This window comes from Streptomyces sp. NPDC001920, assembly GCF_053594495.1.
The window spans coordinates 199,399-216,889 of record NZ_JBSFEP010000005.1 but is presented as its reverse complement, the minus strand read 5'-3'; the positions used below and the strand labels follow the sequence as shown (position 1 = coordinate 216,889).

Sequence of the window (17,491 nt, the reverse complement as noted above, 5' to 3'; positions counted from 1 at the left end):
GTCGAACACCTCAGTCACCGGAATACCGCTGCTCCTCCCAGGGGTTGCCGCGGGCGTGGTAGCCGTTCTGCTCCCAGAACCCCGGCTCGTCGTGGTCGAGGAGCCGCAGGCCCGCGATCCACTTCGCGCTCTTCCAGAAGTACAGGTGCGGGACCAGCAGCCTCGCCGGGCCGCCGTGCTCGGGGGCGAGCGGCTTCCCGTCGTACTCCCAGGCGATCCACGCCCGCCCGCCGGTCAGGTCGGCGAGCGGCAGGTTGGTGGTGTACCCCGTGTGCGAATAGGCGACGGCGTGGGTGGCCGACACATGGGGGCGGACAACGTCGAGGAAGGCGTCCAGCGAGACGCCTGTGAAGCGGACACCGAACTTGGACCAGCTCGTCACACAGTGGATGTCGCCCTCGTACACCGAAGCCGGCAGTTCGTGCGCCTCCTCCCAGGTCCAGCCGCGCGGCTGTGCCACGAGCCCGTCGATGCGGAAGGACCACTCGGCGGGCGTCAGCCCGGGTGTGACCTCCGCGGACAGAACGGGCCAGTCGTCACCCGCGTCGTACTGACCGGGTGGCAGCGCGGGGGCCGGGGCGCCTCCCACGCCGTCTTCGCGGCGGGGCAGGGCGCGTGGGCGGCCGGTGAAGCCTCGGGTGACGTTCATGCGGGTGGTGCCTCCAGACCGCCGTCGCTGACGGCCCGCGGGTCGCGTGTGATCTGTACCTGTCCGTACAACCGTACGCGTGCCCGCGAACGGACCGACCGGGGGCCGGTGGGTGCCGCCGCATCGCTTCGTCGACGCGTATCGCTTCGTCGACGCACAAGAGCGCTGCGTGATCGTTGGGGTAGGGTGGCCGTCCGTCCGGGACGGTCCCGGGCGTGCCGAATCCAGGAGGTGAGACCCATTACCGCTGTGTCAGGTCGGGTGCTCTCCCTCCGTATCGGCGCGGACCACCGCCACTAGGCGACCGCGAGAGCACCCTTCGGCTTCCGAAAGGCTCTCGGCTTCCATGCCCTCTCTCTCCGCTTCCTCGCCCGCGTCCCCCTCGCCGCTGCCACCTGACGCCGTCGTGCGCGCACTTCGCGCCGCCGGTTGTGTGTTCGCCGAGGACGAGGCCCGGCTGATCCTGGCCGCCGCCCGCACCCCGGACGAACTGGCCGCCATGGTGGACCGCCGTGTCACCGGCCTGCCCCTCGAACTGGTCCTCGGCTGGGCCGAGTTCCGTGGGCTGCGCATCACGGTGGAACCAGGCGTCTTCGTGCCCCGCCGCCGTACCGAGTTCCTGGTGGAGCAGGCACTCGCGCACGCGTCCGGGGCGTCCGTCGTCGTCGACCTGTGCTGCGGCTCCGGCGCGGTCGGCGCCGCGCTGGCCGCCGCGGTCGGCCCGGTCGAGCTGCACTCCGCGGACATCGACCCGGCGGCGGTGCGCTGCGCCCGCCGCAATGTGACCGCGTTCGGCGGTCAGGTCCACGAGGGCGATCTGTTCGGGGCGCTTCCCGACGGCCTGCGCGGCCGGGTGGGCCTCCTCACGGCGAACGTGCCGTACGTTCCCACCGGTGAGGTCGCCCTGCTGCCGCCGGAGGCGCGCGACCACGAGCCGCACGTCGCCCTGGACGGCGGTCCGGACGGGCTGGATGTCCTGCGCCGGGTCGCCACCGAGGCACCCCGATGGCTGGCACCGGGCGGCTGTCTCCTGGTCGAGACGAGCGAACGCCAGGCGCGGACGGCTCTGGAGGCCTTCACCAGCAGTGGACTCTCCGCTCGCCTGGCCTTCTGCGACGAACTGCACGCGCATGTCGTGATCGGCTTCCGCCAGGCTCCGTCGACGGCGGACTGATCCGCGGGAACGTACAGGATCGGATCAGGGGGCCGCGGCGCCCTTCGACGGATCGTCCGAGGGGCGGATCACCGTTCACATGGACCGTGGGGCGAGGTGCCGGGGCTCCGCCACCGGGACGGACGCGACCGGGCGCCCTGTCCCCGACGGCTCCGGCCCGGCCGTCGACTCCCCGTCCCCGACGGCTCCGGCCCGGCCGTCAACTCGGCGTCAGCACGCGGGCGATGAGCAGCGCGACGTCATCGGAGTTGTCGGGCCGGTGCAGGGTGCGCAGGAGGAGGTCGCAGCACTCCTCCAGGGGGCGGGCGGGGCCGTCGAGCAGCTCCAGGAGCGCGTCGAGACGTTCGTCGAGCGGGTGCTGACGGGTCTCGACGAGGCCGTCCGTGTACAACACCAGCCGGTCGCCGGGCTCCAGATCGACGGTCGTCGTGGAGAAGGCGACGCCGCCGACGCCCAGGGGTGCCCCCGTGGGCAGTTCGAGGAGCTCGGGGGGACGTCCGGGACGGACGCGGACCGGTGGCAGATGGCCGGCGTTGGCGATCCGGCACTGCCGCAGCCGCGGGTCGTGGACGGCGTAGACGCAGGTGGCGATGGAGTGGTCGAGGTTCTCGGTGATCTTGTCGAGGTGTTCCAGGAGGCGGGTCGGTTCCAGGTCGAGGGAGGCCAGGGTGTGCGTCGCGGTGCGCAGGCGGCCCATGGTCGTGGCGGCGTCGATGCCGCTGCCCATCACATCGCCCACGACCAGCGCGGTCTTGCCGTCCTCCAGCGGGATCACGTCGAACCAGTCCCCGCCCACCTCGGCGGCGGCCCCGGCGGGCTGGTAGCGGGAGGCCACCTCCAGGCCGCCCGTCACCGGCGGATGGCTGGGCAGCAGGCTGCGCTGGAGGGTGAGCGCGGTGTCGCGGGCGTTCTGGTACCAGCGGGCGTTGTCGATCTGCACCGCCGCGCGGGCGGCCAGTTCACGGGCGAGCAGCAGGTCGTCCTCGCTGAACGGCAGCGGATTGCGGGTGCGCTTGAGGTCGAGGGCGCCGAGCACCTCGCCGCGCGCGATCAACGGCACCGCCAGGTACGAGTGCACCCCCGCACGGCCCAGCTGCACGGCGGCCTCGGGGGAGCGGGCGATGCGGGGCAGGTCCTCGTCCGCGACGTGGGTGATCATGACCGGCCCACCGGTGCGCACGCACTCGGTGACGAGGCGGTCGGGGCCGTAGCGGGCGACCTGCCCGGGCGGGTCGGCGGCGCTCAGGGCCTCCGTGGCATGGCCGGCCCGTACGGCCAGGGCGCGGATCACGGCCGGGTCCGAGGGCTGCAGGCTGCTGGCTCTGCCCTCGACCACGGCTTCCAGCAGGTCGACGGCCGCCACGTCGGCGAGTTCCGGCACGGCCACGTCGGCCAGTTCGCGCGCCGTCCGGTCCAGGTCCAGCGTGGTGCCGATCCGCGCGGAGGCGTCGGCGATGAGAGCCAGGCGCCGCCGTGCCGTCTCGGCCTCGACGGCGGCCTGGTGCTGCTCGGTGACGTCCACGGCGATGCCGGCCGCGCCGAGCACCGTCCCCGCCGTGTCCTCCAGGCGGTACAGCGAGATGGAGAAGAAGTGCTGCTCGTCGGGGTCGGCCGGCGTGCGGCCCACGATGCGCTGGTTGACGAGCGGGTCACCGGTCCGCAGCACCTCGCGCAGGCCCTCCTCGAAGGCCGCGGCGGCCTCGGAGTCCGGCAGCAGCTCACGCGGCGTACGGCCGACGTGGTCCTCGGCGGGGATCCCGTTCAGCCGGGACAGCGCGGGATTGACCGAGACGTACCGCAGTTCGGTGTCCAGGACGGCCAGTCCGACCGGAGCCTGCGCGATGGTCCGCGTGGACAGCGCCACGTCCCGCTCCACCTGGCGGACCGTCGCCTGGTCGGCGCACAGGCCCAGTGCGTAGACGTCCCCCTGGTCGTCCAGGAGCCGCATGTTGCGGAACTCCACCAGGCGGGTGCTGCCGTCCTTGCGCCGGATCGGGAAGGCCCCGGCCCAGCCCTCACCGGTCTCCATGACGTCGGCGAACAGCTTGACGACCAGATCCAGGTACTGCTCGTGGACCATGATCCGGGCGGCGTACTGGCCGAGCGCCTCCTGCGCCGGATATCCGAACAGCTCCTCGGCCTGAGGGCTCCACAGCACGATGCGCCCGTCGGTGTCCAGCACCACCGAGGCCACGCCCAGGACGTCGAGCAGCCCGCTCGGACCCACCGGCCCGCGCACCCGCTCGTCATCGTCGGGCACGGGGCGTTCGGCTGCAGCCATCCCACGCACCGCCTTCACCCTTTGTCGCGGCACGCCGTTCCCCCGTGCCGACTCCCCTTGTTGTACCGCGCTCAACCGTCTCCGGGCCCCCCTCGCTCGTCCTCCTCCACCATCTCTCAACACGAGGAGGAACGTCCGCCGAAGTCGCCGTGCGGGCACGTGTCCGTGGCCGACATGACAGCACGGGTTTCCGTCTGGTTGGCCTGTACATGACTGTGCTGTCCCGTCAGACTGTCGCCCGACCGACACGCCCCCACCTCCCCCGAGGAGTCACTCCATGCCCCTGCGTGCCCGGCAACGTTGTCACACCGCCCTCACCGGCCTCCTCGCCCTCGCGTCCGCGGCCGCTCTGGCCACCGCGGCGCCCGCGCGGGCCGCCGAGACCTGGACGGAGGTGGGCTCCGACCGAGCCGACCCGCTGACCGAGAGCCAGGGTCTCGCCTCCGTGGAGGTGCCCGCGAACAGCGCCAACCGCTACACCGGCATCGGCACCATCCCCCTCTCGGTCTCCGGCCGCGGCTGGAACCATGTGGGTGACCCGGACGCCTCCTACGACGGCCACTACATCGAGCCGTACCAGGCCGACTCGGGCGGCGCGAAGATGTTCCGGGTGCAGGCGCCGGACGGGACCTGGTCGGAGTACGTCCACACGCTCGGCCCCGGGGAGGCGCTGAACAACTCCTTCGTCGCCGTCACGCCCGGCGGCCGGTGGATGGTCTCGGGCGAGTGGGGCACCATGACCCGCCTGCTGGTCCATCCGACACCGGGCGTGCACCCCGACACCTCGCCCTCGGCGAATCTGCCCTGGTCGTCCACCATCCGGCTCGACCGCGCCGTGCGCGACGTCCAGGGCTGCGACTTCCTCACCGGCACGGCCCTGCTGTGCTCCTCCGACGACCCCGCGGGCACCCTCTTCGGCATGACCCAGCCGCTGCTGCGGATCGACCTCTCCGCGGAGCCGGGTGCCACCGACGTGACCGGCCGTGTCACGGCGCTGCGCCAGCTGCCGCTGCGCAGCTCCTGCTCCGGACGGTTCGAGACGGAGGGCATCGACTACGACCGCCGTACCGGCACCCTGCGCGTGATCGTGCTCTCGCCCGGCTTCTGCGTGCTGACCGACAGCAAGACGTACCGCTTCACCCGGAGCTGACGCCGAGCGGCCGGACGGCACTGTTCCGCCGGTAGTGCGGGGCCCTCCGGGGTGCTTTTCTTGGGTTGGGGTCCGTTTCGCGGGCAACCCGTGGTACCGCGGTGCGGCCACGAGAGGAGCGATCACGATGGACCGTGAACGACTGCACGAGGAACCCGTCTCCGTCGAGATCAGCGGGTGCAGCAAGGAGGACGCCCGGATCGTGTTCGACGCGTTGTGCACCTGCTTCGAGTCCGACCGGAAGCCCGAGGACGTGCCGCAGCAGCTCCATGAGACCCGGCCCATGGTGTGGCTCGGCACGTTCGAGGTCACGGACGCGCAGGAGTGCCCGCCCCCTGCCCGGCTCTCGTCGTCCGTCGAGGCCGACGCGCAGGGCGGCTACTGGGCCATCGAGCGGCTGCGCACGACGCTGGACTCCCTGTTCACGGTGCACGACCTCACATCGGCGTCGGGCGACCAGGAGCGGGAGCTGCACGTGGTGCTGGAGAGCCGTCCCGGGGCCTGAGCCGTCCGGGTGTCTCATGGGGCGCCCAGCAGGCTGAGCACGGCACGCCGGTAGACGGCGTGGACCGCGGGCAGGTCCTCCAGGCAGGCCCGTTCGTCCACGCCGTGCAGCCCTTCGTGGCGGACCCCGAAGCCGGCGGTGGCCGGGACGCCCTCGCCCGCCAGCAGGTTCCCGATGTTCGACGGTCCGGCGACCTTCGGCCGGACGTCCAGACCCTCCTCGGCGGCGGCCTCCAGCAGCGCGGCGGCGGGCTGCCGGTCTTCGGCCAGCCGGTACGGCGGCCACGTGGCCACCGGGGTGATCGTGGTGGGCCGTGGCGCGGGTGCACGTACGTCCAGGTCGTCCACCGCCGCGCGGACCAGCCGCTCGGCGGCACGGGCGTCGAAGGCGGGGGTCGTGCGGACGTCGACGCCCACCTCGCACCGGTCGGGCACGACCGAGAAGCCCTGGCCGCCGTGGCAGGAGGTCACCGTCAGCCGCGGAGGCAGGGGGAACCCGCCCTCGGCGCCCGGCAGCACGGATTCCTCCAGCAGGCGTACGAGGTGGGCCGCACGGGAGACGGCACCGGGCGTTGCGCGGCGGGATCCCGAGTGGCCCGAGGCCGCGTGCACGGCGATCGTGGCCCGCCACAGGCCGCGCCCGCCGACCACGACCTCGTCGAGTCCCGGGTAGCCGATCATCACCCCGGCCGGACGGGCCGCCTCCGGATCCGCCAGAAGGGCGCGGGCGCCGCCGAAGCCGCCCGTGTGCTCGTCGACGTCGAGAAGCACCGCCAGCCCGCCGTGCAGGGCGTCGGCGCGGGCGTGCAGCTCGGCGGCGATCCCGCAGAACATCGCCGCGGCGAGCTTGGAGTCCGCCGCGCCCCTGCCGTGCAGCCACCCTCCGACGACCTCCCCGCAGTCCGGTGGGAACGACCAGGCGGTCTCGTCGCCGTAGGGCGCGGTGTCGACGCAGGCGTCCAGCGCCCACCAGCGGCCCGGCCGCCCGCCCGCGACCTCGACCAGCAGGCCGACGGCGGCGCCTGCCGCGCCGCGGAGCCGGCGACACGGCACCCCGTGCTCCGCGAGCCAGTCCTCAAGGATGCCGAGGACGGGCCCGTAGTCGTCGATCCCTGCGCGGCTCGGGCAGCGGACCAGTCGCCGGGCGAGGGCGATCACGTCGGCGTGTGCGGTCATGGGGATCACTGTGCCCGAATGCAGCCGGTGCCAGGGGCCGGTGCCAGGGGGGCGGTGTCAGTGGCCGGAGTCACGCCTCGACGGTTGTGCAACTAGTTGCATAAAGCCGGTGCGGTCCTCTACAACTACGTCAGGCACGACACCGCGCACGGAGGGGCCCCGATGAGCCGTTACCCGCACCTGCTGAGCCCGCTGGACCTGGGCTTCACCACGCTGCCCAACCGCGTCCTCATGGGTTCCATGCACGTGGGTCTGGAGGAGGCCGAGCGCGGCTTCGAGCGCATGGCCGCCTTCTACGCGGAACGGGCACGCGGCGGAGTGGGCCTGATCGTCACCGGGGGCATCGCGCCCAACGACGAGGGACGGCCCTACGAGGGCGGCGCCAAGCTCACCACGGAGGCGGAGGCCGAGCAGCACCGGGTCATCACGCAGGCCGTGCACCGCGAGGGCGGCCGGATCGCGATGCAGATCCTGCACTTCGGCCGGTACGCCTACCACCAGGACCTGGTCGCCCCGAGTCCGCTCCAGGCGCCCATCAGCCCCTTCCCGCCGCGCGAGCTCACCGACGCCGACGTCGAGCGGACCATCGACGACTACGCGCGCGCCGCCCGCCTCGCCCGGCAGGCGGGGTACGACGGTGTGGAGATCATGGGCTCCGAGGGCTACCTGATCAACGAGTTCATCGCCACGCAGACCAACCGGCGCACCGACCGCTGGGGCGGCTCGTACGAGAACCGCATGCGCTTCCCGGTCGAGATCGTGCGCCGGGTGCGCGAGGCCGTCGGTGAGGACTTCATCATCGTCTACCGGCTGTCCATGCTGGACCTCGTCCCCGGCGGCTCGACCCTCGACGAGGTGATCACGCTCGCCAAGGCCGTCGAGGCCGCCGGCGCGACCATCATCAACACCGGCATCGGCTGGCACGAGGCACGCATCCCGACCATCGCGACCTCGGTGCCGCGCGGCGCGTACACCTGGGTCACCAAGCGGCTGATGGGCGAGGTGTCCGTCCCGCTCGTCACCACCAACCGCATCAACACCCCCGAGCTGGCAGAGGAGTTGCTGGCGGGCGGCTGTGCGGACATGGTGTCGATGGCCCGCCCGATGCTCGCCGACCCCGACTTCGTCGCGAAGGCCGCGGCCGGCAAACCGGAAGCCATCAACACCTGCATCGGCTGCAACCAGGCCTGCCTCGACCACACCTTCAGCGGCAAGATCACGTCCTGCCTGGTCAACCCGCGCGCCTGCCACGAGACCGAGCTGGTGCTCTCGCCGACCCGGCTGCGCAAGCGGGTCGCGGTGGTCGGCGCCGGACCCGCCGGGCTGGCCTGCGCGGTGAGCGCGGCCGAACGCGGCCACGCCGTCACGCTGTTCGACGCCGCGAGCGAGATCGGCGGCCAGCTCAACGTCGCCCGCAAGGTGCCGGGCAAGCAGGAGTTCGACGAGACGCTGCGCTACTTCCGCCACCAGCTGGACTGGCAGGGCGTCGACGTACGGCTGAACACCTGGGTGTCGGCCGAGGACCTGGCCGCGTACGACGAGGTCGTCGTCGCCACCGGCGTCACCCCGCGCACCCCGGACATCCCCGGTGTCGACCACCCGAGCGTCGTCGGCTACCTCGACGTGCTGCGCGACGGCGCCCCCGTCGGCGACCGCGTCGCCGTCCTCGGCGCGGGTGGCATCGGCTTCGACGTCGCCGAGTTCCTCACCGACGGCGGCGACAAGGCGAGCGAGGACCCCGAGACGTACTTCCGCCTCTGGGGTGTCGACATGGACTACACGGGCCCCGGCGGTCTCGCCGCCCCCGAGCGCCCCGCCCCGCCCCGGACCGTCCACCTGCTCCAGCGCAAGACCAGCAAGGTCGGCGCGGGCCTCGGCAAGACCACCGGCTGGATCCACCGCACCGAGCTCAAGCACCGGGGCGTCACCATGGTTCCGGGCGTGCGCTACGACCGTATCGACGACGCCGGGCTGCATGTCACCGTCGGTGAGGAGAGCACGGTCCTCGAAGTCGACACCGTCGTGCTGTGCACCGGGCAGGAGCCGCGCCGCGACCTGTACGACGAGCTGCTCGCCGCGGGCCGCAGCGCGCACCTCATCGGCGGTGCCGACGTGGCCGCCGAACTGGACGCCAAGCGTGCCATCAAGCAGGGCACGGAGCTGGCGGCGGCCCTGTAGGGGCTCAGCAGCGCGTCCCTAGGATGAGCCCATGTCACTCCCGCACGCGATCCTCACCGCCCTGCTCGAGAAGCCGTCCTCGGGGCTGGAGCTGACCCGCCGGTTCGACAAGTCGATCGGCTACTTCTGGTCGGCGACGCATCAGCAGATATATCGCGAGCTGGGGAAGCTGGAGACCGAGGGGTTCATCCGCGCACTGCCGAGCGATCAGCCGGCCCGCGGGCAGAAGAAGAGTTACGAGGTCCTGCCCGCGGGGCGCGCCGAACTGGCCCGGTGGACCGCCGCCTCCCAGGACCCCCGGCCGCACCGCGACACGCTGTTGCTGCGGATGCGTGCCGCGGCCGTCGTGGGGACGGAGGGCATCGAGAACGATCTGCGACGCCATCTCGACCTCCATCGGCGGCAGTTGGCCGAGTACGAGGAGATCGAGCAGCGCGACTTCCCGCCGGACCGGGACAGCTCCCAGGATCGGTTGCGGCACCTGGTGCTGCGTGCCGGCATCGATCTGGAGACCTTCTGGATCCAGTGGCTCACGCACGCCCTGGAGGAGTTCGCCGGGATGCCGGGACCCGAGACGGTCTGACCCCGGTCCTCAGAGCCGGTGCGGCTTCGACTTGCGGCGCAGGAACCACACCGTGGCCAGGGCGCCCGTACCGACCAGAGCGCCTCCTCCCACCAGCGTCAGGGTGCCGTAGTCCTTGGTGGCACCGCCCACGCCGCCCATGACGCCGCGCGAGGGGGTGGGGGAGGGCCTGGGCGTCGGGGGTGCCGTGACGATGACGGACTGGGTGCCCGCCGTCGAGCCGTTGGAGCACACCACGATGACGGTGTACGTGCCCGGGCTCACCCCGGACCAGGCCGCCGACTGCAGGTTGGCGGTACCCGACAGGGAGACCTGCCGGCCCTGGGCGAAGTTCGCCTGTCTGCTGGTGAGCAGCGAGGCGGTGCCCCAACTGCCGTTGATGTTGGTGCAGGCGCTCGTCGTGACCGAGACCGTGGACCCGGTCGTGCTCACGGAGATCCCCGAGACCGCGCCGGCCGAACCGGCCGCCAGGGCGAGGGGGAGAGCGGAGGCGGCTGCCACGGTCAGACCCGAGCGGAGGAGGAGCGATAGCGATGAGTTGCGCATGTGGACTGCCCTCCGGCGGCACGGTCGGCGGTACATCCGGTGCGCCGCCGGGGATCGGGAACGCCCGTGCTGCCTCAGGGGCAGCCAACGCGCCCCGGGCCCGCCCCGCATGCGGGCCTCACCCGGACAGGTGACGGACTGCTGCATTCGAGGGGCCCGGACACCTGGTCAGTCCCGCGCCCCGGTCGTCACCGTCCGCTCCGGCGAGAAACCGCCCCAAGTGCCGTCCGGCAGCCTGCCCCGGATGCGCACCCGGTGGACCGCCCCGCTCTCCGGCCCCAGGTAGAAGCTGTAGGTGGCCCGCTCGCGCGGCGCGCTCCCGCCGTACACCAGTGAGGTGGCCCTGCGGCCGTCGAGGTGCACCTCGTACTCGACGACCACCCCGTCCGTCCGCGGCGGCACCCAGCTCAGGTCGAGGTGGTGGGCCCCGTCCTCGCGATGGGTGGCCGCCCGGAAGCCGGTCGGCGCGGTGCCGCGCCCGTCGTCGGTGCCCGGCGTGGTGACACGGACGGTCCCGGTGGCGGCGGAGAGGTTGTCGGCCGCGTCCCGGGCCCGGACGGTGAAGGAGTAGCGGGTGCCGGGCCGCAGCCCGGTGACCACCGTCGCCGTCTGGTTCCCGCCCACACTGTGGATCTTCGTGTCGCCCTGATGGATGTCGTACGACACCACAGCCCGGTCGTCCGTCGCCCCCGACCACGACAGCTGGACCGCCCGGCTGCCCACCGCCCGTCCGCGGAGCCTGCCGGGGCGCGTGGGCGCCGAGTGGTCGGCGGCCGCGGCCGCGGGGGTCGTCGCCCGCACCGCCTTGCTCGGCGGCCCGAGACGCCCCTCGGTGTCACGGGCCCGGACGGTGAAGGCGTACGAGGTGGACGGCTTGAGCATGGTGACATCGACCATGTGTGCGGAGCCCGGCACTTCCTTGATCTTTGTGGGGCCCCGATACACCTCGTAGACGCGAACACCCTGATCCGTGGGGACCGCGTTCCACATGACGTGCACGCTGGTCGCGCTGCCCGCGGCGGCCGTGACGCCGGTGGGCGCTCCCGGTGACCGGCCGCCGCCCTCGTCCGCCCCGTCCCACGCGCAGGCGCAGAGCGATACGAGCGCTGCGCACAGGACGGAAACGAGAACGAGAACACGTCGCACGACTCTGCCTCCGGGGGCGGCCTCGCGGCAATGGTCCGGACCAATATGGCGTGGCTGGCGCGCTCACATCAAGAGGGTGGTCGTCGCCGGCGTCCTCGGGGAGTTACGTATGCTGAAGCTCCTCACGGCTGAACTCTCCACGGGGGGCGAGGAGTTCATGCTGCCGACGCGGGACCGCTGTCGTCGCTGAACCCGCGCCGGACACGGGTGGCCGGGGGCTCGGGTCCGACACGGACTCAGGCTCCCGGCTCCCGCCGGTAGTTCGGGGACGCGCCGCTGTCAAGTCGGGATGCGCCGTACGGGGCCCACTGATGGCAGCATGACCGAAACAGCGCACATGGGTCGTATGTCCCTATGGGTTGCCGTTCGGGCTGAATGCCGGTCAGTGTCCCCGAGGAGAGGGCCCCTTGTAGTGCGAGTCCAGTCGCTGACGTTGGCGGTGGCGAGTGCCGCCCTGCTCGCTCCGACGACGCCGTCCACCGCCCCGCCCACCCCGCAGGAAGGGCCCCCGGCGCGCCGCGAGACCGATGTCAGCGCCGCTGACCTGTTGTCGAAGGTGCGTGACTGTGACGCCGTCTCCCGCGGGCGCTACCGCACCGACCGAGGTGCGCCCGCCCGGATTCCGGTCTGCTCGATGCGGGGGGCGGTGTTCTGGAAGGCCGACATGGACATCGACTGCGACGGGCGGCCCACCCGCCACTGCAACCGCCGTACCGACCCCTACTTCTCCGCCGCGACGGCGTACCAGCAGTCCGACGGCCGGTACCTGGACGCCGAACGCCTCCCGTACATCGTCGTGCCCGCGCCCAGTCACCTCTGGAACCACCGTGAGGACGGTGTTCGAGGCGGGTCCGTCGCGGCCGTCGTGTACCGGGACCGGGTGCGGTACGCGGTCGTCGGCGACGTCGGCCCGCGCGACATGATCGGCGAGGCGTCGTACGCCACCGCCAAGGCCCTCGGCATCCCGGCCGACCCGCACAGCGGCGGCACGCCCTCCGGAGTCACCTACATCGTCTTCAAGCAGGACCCGGTGACACCCGTCGAGAACCGCGCGGCCGCGGCGGCGGCCGGGGAGAGGATGGCGAGGGAGTTCGTGAACCGCGGGTGAGCGGGCCTGTGACCGCCGACCAGCCGCTGCTCCTCGGGCCGGGCCCGGCTTGCCGAGGTCGACGAAACAACCCCCTGGTGCCGTCGGCCCGTGGACGTCCTGAGCGGCGTCCACGACGATGCCGGTCCGCGCACCCCCGGGGCGATGACGCCGGGAGCGCGGCCGAAGACCTCGTGGCACGAAGGCGCGGCCACGAGGCCGCGCGACCGGCGGCGCCGGCCCCTGTCGGACCGGCCGCCCGGCCCCCCTCACACCTTCCGGTACGCGTACGCCTCCGCGGCCGCCGCCTCCACCGCCGCCAGGTCGGCGCCGGTGCCCGCCGTGACGACCGCGGCCACGGCGCCCTCGACGAACGGGGCGTCCACCAGCCGGGTGCCGTCCGGCAACTCGTCGCCCTCCGCCAGCAGGGCCTTCACCGTGAGCACCGCGCTGCCCAGGTCGGTGAGGACCGCGACCCCGGCTCCTCGGTCGACGGAGGCGGCCGCCGCCGCGATCAGCTCCGCGCTGGTGCCGAGCCCGCCGGCCTCGTTGCCACCCGCAGGGGCCACCGGCACGGCCTTCCCGCCGCCCGCGAGCCCCTGCGCGAGTTCGGCCACCGACGCCGCCACCTGCGCGCTGTGCGAGACCAGCACGATGCCGACGAGCCGCTCGCCGCTCACCTTGTCCTCACTCACCGCCGGCCTCCGTCAGTCCCGCGATCAACAGCGCCGAGGACGTCGCCCCGGGATCCTGGTGCCCGATACTGCGCTCCCCGAGATAACTCGCCCGGCCCTTGCGGGCCTGCAACGGCGTCGTGGCCAGGGCGCCCTCCTCGGCAGCGGCCCGCGCCGCGACGAAGCCCTCCTCTTCGAGGGAGTCCACGGCCGGCACCAGCGCGTCGATCATGGTCTTGTCGCCCGGCGCCGCACCCCCGAGGGTCATGACCGCGTCCACCCCCGCCCGCAGCGCCCGGGCGAACTGCTCCTCGCTCACCTCGCCGGCGTCCCCGAGGGCCTTGCCGGTCCGGCGCAGCAGCGTCCCGTACAGCGGCCCCGACGCCCCGCCGACCGTCGAGATGAGCTGCCGCCCGGCGAGCGTGAGGATCGCGCCGGGCGTCTGCGGGGCCTCCTTCTCCAACGCCGCCGTCACGGCGCGGAACCCGCGTTGCAGGTTGCTGCCGTGGTCGGCGTCCCCGATGGGCGAGTCGAGGGCGGTGAGCCGCTCCGCCTCGCGGTCGACGGCAGTGGCGGTCGCCGTCATCCAACGGCGGAAGAAATCGGCGTCGAGCACGGAATCTCCTTGCGTGGTCGGTCGTCGGCACCTCGGTGTCGCAGGTCGCGAGGTTCTACACGCCCCAGCGCAGCCCCGGCGTCTTCACCGGCGCGTTCCACAGCCGCAGCAACTCCTCGTCGACCTGGCACAGGGTGACCGAGGCGCCCGCCATGTCGAGCGAGGTGACGTAGTTGCCGACGAGGGTGTGGGCGACGGCGACACCGCGCTCGGTGAGCACCCGCTGCACCTCGGCGTTGAAGCCGTACAGCTCCAACAGCGGTGTGCCGCCCATACCGTTGACGAGGACGAGAACCGGGTTGCGCGGGGGCATGTCGTCCAGGAGGGCGCTCACCGCGAAATCGGCGATCTCGCCCGAGGTCATCATGGCCCGCCGCTCCCGGCCGGGCTCGCCGTGGATGCCGATGCCCAACTCCAGCTCACCGGGCGGCAGATCGAAGGTGGGCGTGCCCTTGGCGGGCGTGGTGCACGCGCTGAGGGCGACACCGAAGCTGCGGGAGTTCTCGTTGACCTGCCGCGCGATCGCCTCCACCCGTTCCAGCGGCTGCCCCTCGTCGGCCGCGGCGCCCGCGATCTTCTCCACGAACAGCGTCGCGCCCGTACCGCGCCGCCCCGCCGTGTAGAGGCTGTCGGTGACCGCCACGTCGTCGTTGACGAGGACCTTGGCGACCCGGATGCCCTCGTCCTCGGCGAGCTCGGCGGCCATGTCGAAGTTCAGCACGTCGCCCGTGTAGTTCTTGACGATGAACAGCACACCCGCGCCGCTGTCCACCGCGGCCGCGGCCCGCGCCATCTGGTCGGGCACCGGTGAAGTGAACACCTCGCCCGGACAGGCCGCCGACAGCATCCCCGGGCCCACGAATCCACCGTGCAGCGGCTCGTGCCCCGAGCCGCCGCCGGAGACCAGCGCGACCTTCCCCGCCACGGGGGCGTCCCGCCGTACGATCACCCGGTTCGCCACATCGACGACCAGTTCGGGATGGGCGGCCGCCATACCGCGCAGCGCGTCCGCGACCACGGTTTCCGCGACGTTGATCAGCATCTTCATGGGTACCTCCCGGTGCGGCTGGCAGAGGGCTCGTGCTCTGCGTGTCAGCGGGTCGGACTGGGTCGGGCCGGTAAGTCGATCCTATGGTCCGCGGGGGTCGGCGGTGGTGTCGGACACAAATGCTGCTGTCGGCAGTATCGACCTTGCGGCAGCGGAGGTCACGTGGGCGGCCGCTCCCGGGCAGCGCGAGGCCGGCGGGCCGCGGCCGGGCTGGAGCTGCCCGACGTGCGGGTGACCGCGGAGTCGGTGGGCGCGAGCACGCCCGACCCCGGCCCGGCCACCGGCGCGAGGCACCGACCGGGCGTCCGGTCGGCGCCTCGTCGTTCCACATGGCCCCGCGACCGCCTTCCCCCGTCGCCATCGGCCGCACGGCACACCCCGGGGGCGGCCGGTGGGCCGGCCCGGAGCACACCGCGAGGGCGGCCGGTGGGCCGGCCTGGGCGGCCGCGCGACCGGCGGCGCCGGCCCCCTGTCGGACCGGCTCTCGGCCGGCACGTCCGCCGCGGTGAGCTGACCTGTACGTGGCGGATGCTTCGCTTTCCGGCACCGAGTGCCACGCGCGGAGGCGGGCACACTGGGTCCGCGCCGAGACCGGTCGGGAGGTCCGGGTGTCACGCCCGGCCCGTGAACCCTGACGGAGCCTGTCTACGGCCGGTGAGCGGTCCGAATGATTGCCTGAGGCAAGCGGAGCGTGCTTGAGTGACTCAAGGATGCTCAGCCGCCCGACAGGTGAGGACGGACGATGACGACAGCCGGACCCCGAAACTCCACAGCCGAAGACCTCGTCGTGCGCACCACGGCCGGTGCGGTGCGAGGACGGGGCGAGGGGGGTCTCGCCGTCTTCCGCGGCATCCCGTTCGCACAACCCCCGGTGGGCGAGGCCCGGTTCGCCGCCCCGCGTCCCGCGCGCGCCTGGGACGGGGTCCGGGAGGCGTACCGCTTCGGCCCGCCGCCCCCGCAGGAGGCGGTCTTCCAGGGCCTCGGAGGCGAACTCGACGCGCCCACGGGTGACGACTGGCTGACCGTCAACGTCTGGACGCCCGACGCGGACCCGGCGGCCCGCCGACCGGTGATGGTGTGGATCTACGGCGGCGCCTACAAGCTGGGGCACGCAGGCAGCCCCGGCTACGACGCGCAGCATCTCGCGCGGGCCGGTGACCTGGTCGTCGTCTCCTTCAACTACCGCGTCGGCGTCGAGGGGTTCGCCCGTATCGACGGGGCGCCCGCGAACCGCGGCCTGCTGGACCAGGTCGCGGCGCTGGAGTGGGTGCGGGACAACATCACGGCGTTCGGCGGCGACCCGGGGCAGGTCACGGTCTTCGGGGAGTCGGCGGGAGCCGGATCCGTCGCCTCGCTGCTCGCCATGCCCGCCGCACGGGGCCTGTTCCGGCGGGCGATCGCGCAGAGCGTGCCCGGCACGTTCTTCTCCGACGAACTCGCCCGGGACATCGCGCACGCGATCGCGGCGGAGGTCGGACTGCCGCCGACGGCAGCCGCACTGTCCGCCGTCGACCCGCGTCGACTCACGTCCGCCGACACGGCCTTGAGCGCGAGAATGCGGCAGTACCAGGACAGGTGGGGGCGAGCCGCCCCCACCGTCACGCCCTTCTCACCGGTCGTCGACGGAGAGGTGCTGCCCCGCACACCCTGGCAGGCCTTGACCGAGGGCGCGGCCCGGGACGTGGAGCTGCTCGTCGGACACAACCGCGACGAGTGGCGGCTGTTCCTCGTCCTCGCCGACCAGCTCGACAAGATCGACGAGGAGCAGGCGGCCTGGGCGCTGCGAACCTTCGCGCCCGGCCCGGACGGCGAACGGGCCTACCGCGCGGCCTTCCCGGACGCCACGCCGGGCGAGCTGTACGAACGCGTCCAGACGGACTGGCTGTTCAACCGGCCCTCGCTGCACCTGGCCGAGGCGCAGACCGCGGGCGGCGGCCGGGCCCACGTCTACGAGCTGACCTGGCAGGCCCCGGGATACGGCGGCGTGCTCGGCGCCTGCCACGGCCTCGACGTCCCCCTGCTGTTCGGCACCTACGAGGCGGACCTCGGCCGGCTGCTGTTCGCGGGCACCGGCGTACCGCCGGAAGCCGAGGCGCTGGGCGCCCGCTTCCGGGCGTCGTGGACGGCGTTCGCACGCAGCGGGGACCCGGGCTGGCCGGCGTACGACAGCGAGAGCCGGCTGACGCAGGTCCTGGACGGGGTGCCGGAGGTGCGGCCGTACCCGGAGGAGGTCTCACGACGCCTGTGGGACGGGTACGACTTTCCGGTTCTGCCTCTGCTGAAGTGACCGGGCAGGCTCCGCCTCCGCCGGGCGGACACGGTGTGGCTTCTGCGCGAGGCCGGTGCGGGGCAGGGAGTGCACGTCGCTTGGTCGCGAGCCGCGCGCATGTGACGACCTGTCGGCCGAGTCGACGTCTTCCACCCTCAGGGCCGCTCTGAGGTCGGCCTTCGGTACTCCCGGCGGCGCCGGCTCTGCAGAGGCGGCGCCCCCGATGCCCGGTGGCAGTCGATCGAGCCGGTGCCGTCCGCCTGGCGCCACGCACGCCGGGTGGGGCCCCGAACGTCGGCCGGCCGCTGGAACACGGCCTGGTGGACGGCGTCCTCGTCCGCCGCGGACGGAGAGGCCCGGACCTGCGGGGCGGGCCACGGCCCGGACGTACGGCGCTCTCGACGGCGGCC

At 73.0% G+C, this 17,491-nt stretch carries 15 protein-coding genes; 7 read left to right on the top strand and 8 right to left on the bottom strand.

The annotated features are described in order from the left end of the window. Positions 1–10 precede the first annotated feature (10 nt). Positions 11–649 carry a sulfite oxidase-like oxidoreductase gene (locus ACWCPI_RS10530; protein WP_451037749.1) on the bottom strand — a complete coding sequence of 213 codons (639 nt, stop codon included), beginning with the start codon at positions 647–649 and terminating at the stop codon, positions 11–13. A 346-nt stretch (positions 650–995) separates the two neighbouring features. Here ACWCPI_RS10530 and ACWCPI_RS10525 point away from each other — a divergent pair, with 346 nt between their 5' ends. Then, positions 996–1,823 (top strand): putative protein N(5)-glutamine methyltransferase, encoded by an 828-nt coding sequence (locus ACWCPI_RS10525; RefSeq protein WP_451037748.1) that lies wholly within the window; start codon positions 996–998, stop codon positions 1,821–1,823. 199 nt (positions 1,824–2,022) lie between these two features. Here ACWCPI_RS10525 and ACWCPI_RS10520 read toward each other — a convergent pair whose 3' ends face one another. Beyond that, the gene (locus tag ACWCPI_RS10520) at positions 2,023–4,104 is read right to left on the bottom strand and encodes a SpoIIE family protein phosphatase (protein WP_451037747.1); all 2,082 of its coding nucleotides are present in this window, start codon (positions 4,102–4,104) and stop codon (positions 2,023–2,025) included. A 277-nt stretch (positions 4,105–4,381) separates the two neighbouring features. Here ACWCPI_RS10520 and ACWCPI_RS10515 point away from each other — a divergent pair, with 277 nt between their 5' ends. Both ACWCPI_RS10515 and ACWCPI_RS10510 read left to right on the top strand, forming a co-directional pair. Continuing rightward, entirely contained in the window at positions 4,382–5,254 is an 873-nt protein-coding gene (locus ACWCPI_RS10515) for a hypothetical protein (RefSeq protein WP_451037746.1), read from the top strand. Between the two features lie 127 nt (positions 5,255–5,381). Then, positions 5,382–5,759, top strand: a complete 378-nt coding sequence (locus ACWCPI_RS10510; protein ID WP_451037745.1) for a hypothetical protein — start codon at positions 5,382–5,384, stop codon at positions 5,757–5,759. Positions 5,760–5,773: 14 nt separating this feature from the next. Here ACWCPI_RS10510 and ACWCPI_RS10505 read toward each other — a convergent pair whose 3' ends face one another. Next, positions 5,774–6,934 (bottom strand): M20 family metallopeptidase, encoded by a 1,161-nt coding sequence (locus ACWCPI_RS10505; RefSeq protein WP_451037744.1) that lies wholly within the window; start codon positions 6,932–6,934, stop codon positions 5,774–5,776. 162 nt (positions 6,935–7,096) lie between these two features. On the opposite strand from ACWCPI_RS10505, the gene ACWCPI_RS10500 reads away from it, so the two are divergent. Next, positions 7,097–9,112 (top strand): oxidoreductase, encoded by a 2,016-nt coding sequence (locus ACWCPI_RS10500; protein ID WP_451037743.1) that lies wholly within the window; start codon positions 7,097–7,099, stop codon positions 9,110–9,112. 31 nt (positions 9,113–9,143) lie between these two features. Continuing rightward, the gene (locus ACWCPI_RS10495) at positions 9,144–9,695 is read left to right on the top strand and encodes a PadR family transcriptional regulator (RefSeq protein WP_451037742.1); all 552 of its coding nucleotides are present in this window, start codon (positions 9,144–9,146) and stop codon (positions 9,693–9,695) included. 9 nt (positions 9,696–9,704) lie between these two features. On the opposite strand, the gene ACWCPI_RS10490 is transcribed toward ACWCPI_RS10495, so the two are convergent. Further along, complete coding sequence (locus ACWCPI_RS10490) at positions 9,705–10,241, bottom strand: hypothetical protein (RefSeq protein ID WP_451037741.1); 537 nt, start codon at positions 10,239–10,241, stop codon at positions 9,705–9,707. A gap of 168 nt (positions 10,242–10,409) precedes the next feature. Then, positions 10,410–11,387 carry a fibronectin type III domain-containing protein gene (locus ACWCPI_RS10485; protein ID WP_451037740.1) on the bottom strand — a complete coding sequence of 326 codons (978 nt, stop codon included), beginning with the start codon at positions 11,385–11,387 and terminating at the stop codon, positions 10,410–10,412. A gap of 412 nt (positions 11,388–11,799) precedes the next feature. Here ACWCPI_RS10485 and ACWCPI_RS10480 point away from each other — a divergent pair, with 412 nt between their 5' ends. Beyond that, a complete protein-coding gene (locus ACWCPI_RS10480) occupies positions 11,800–12,495 on the top strand; it encodes a glycoside hydrolase family 75 protein (protein ID WP_451037739.1) in 696 nt (231 codons plus the stop codon). A gap of 248 nt (positions 12,496–12,743) precedes the next feature. On the opposite strand, the gene ACWCPI_RS10475 is transcribed toward ACWCPI_RS10480, so the two are convergent. The 3 genes from ACWCPI_RS10475 to dhaK are packed head-to-tail and all read right to left on the bottom strand — an operon-like array spanning position 12,744 to position 14,812. Further along, positions 12,744–13,154 (bottom strand): PTS-dependent dihydroxyacetone kinase phosphotransferase subunit DhaM, encoded by a 411-nt coding sequence (locus ACWCPI_RS10475; RefSeq protein ID WP_451037925.1) that lies wholly within the window; start codon positions 13,152–13,154, stop codon positions 12,744–12,746. A gap of 7 nt (positions 13,155–13,161) precedes the next feature. Next, positions 13,162–13,764 (bottom strand): dihydroxyacetone kinase subunit DhaL, encoded by a 603-nt coding sequence (dhaL, locus tag ACWCPI_RS10470; RefSeq protein WP_451037738.1) that lies wholly within the window; start codon positions 13,762–13,764, stop codon positions 13,162–13,164. Between the two features lie 55 nt (positions 13,765–13,819). Next, a complete protein-coding gene (dhaK, locus tag ACWCPI_RS10465; RefSeq protein WP_451037737.1) occupies positions 13,820–14,812 on the bottom strand; it encodes a dihydroxyacetone kinase subunit DhaK in 993 nt (330 codons plus the stop codon). 742 nt (positions 14,813–15,554) lie between these two features. On the opposite strand from dhaK, the gene ACWCPI_RS10460 reads away from it, so the two are divergent. Continuing rightward, the gene (locus tag ACWCPI_RS10460) at positions 15,555–17,099 is read left to right on the top strand and encodes a carboxylesterase/lipase family protein (protein WP_451037736.1); all 1,545 of its coding nucleotides are present in this window, start codon (positions 15,555–15,557) and stop codon (positions 17,097–17,099) included. The last annotated feature ends 392 nt before the right edge of the window (positions 17,100–17,491 follow it).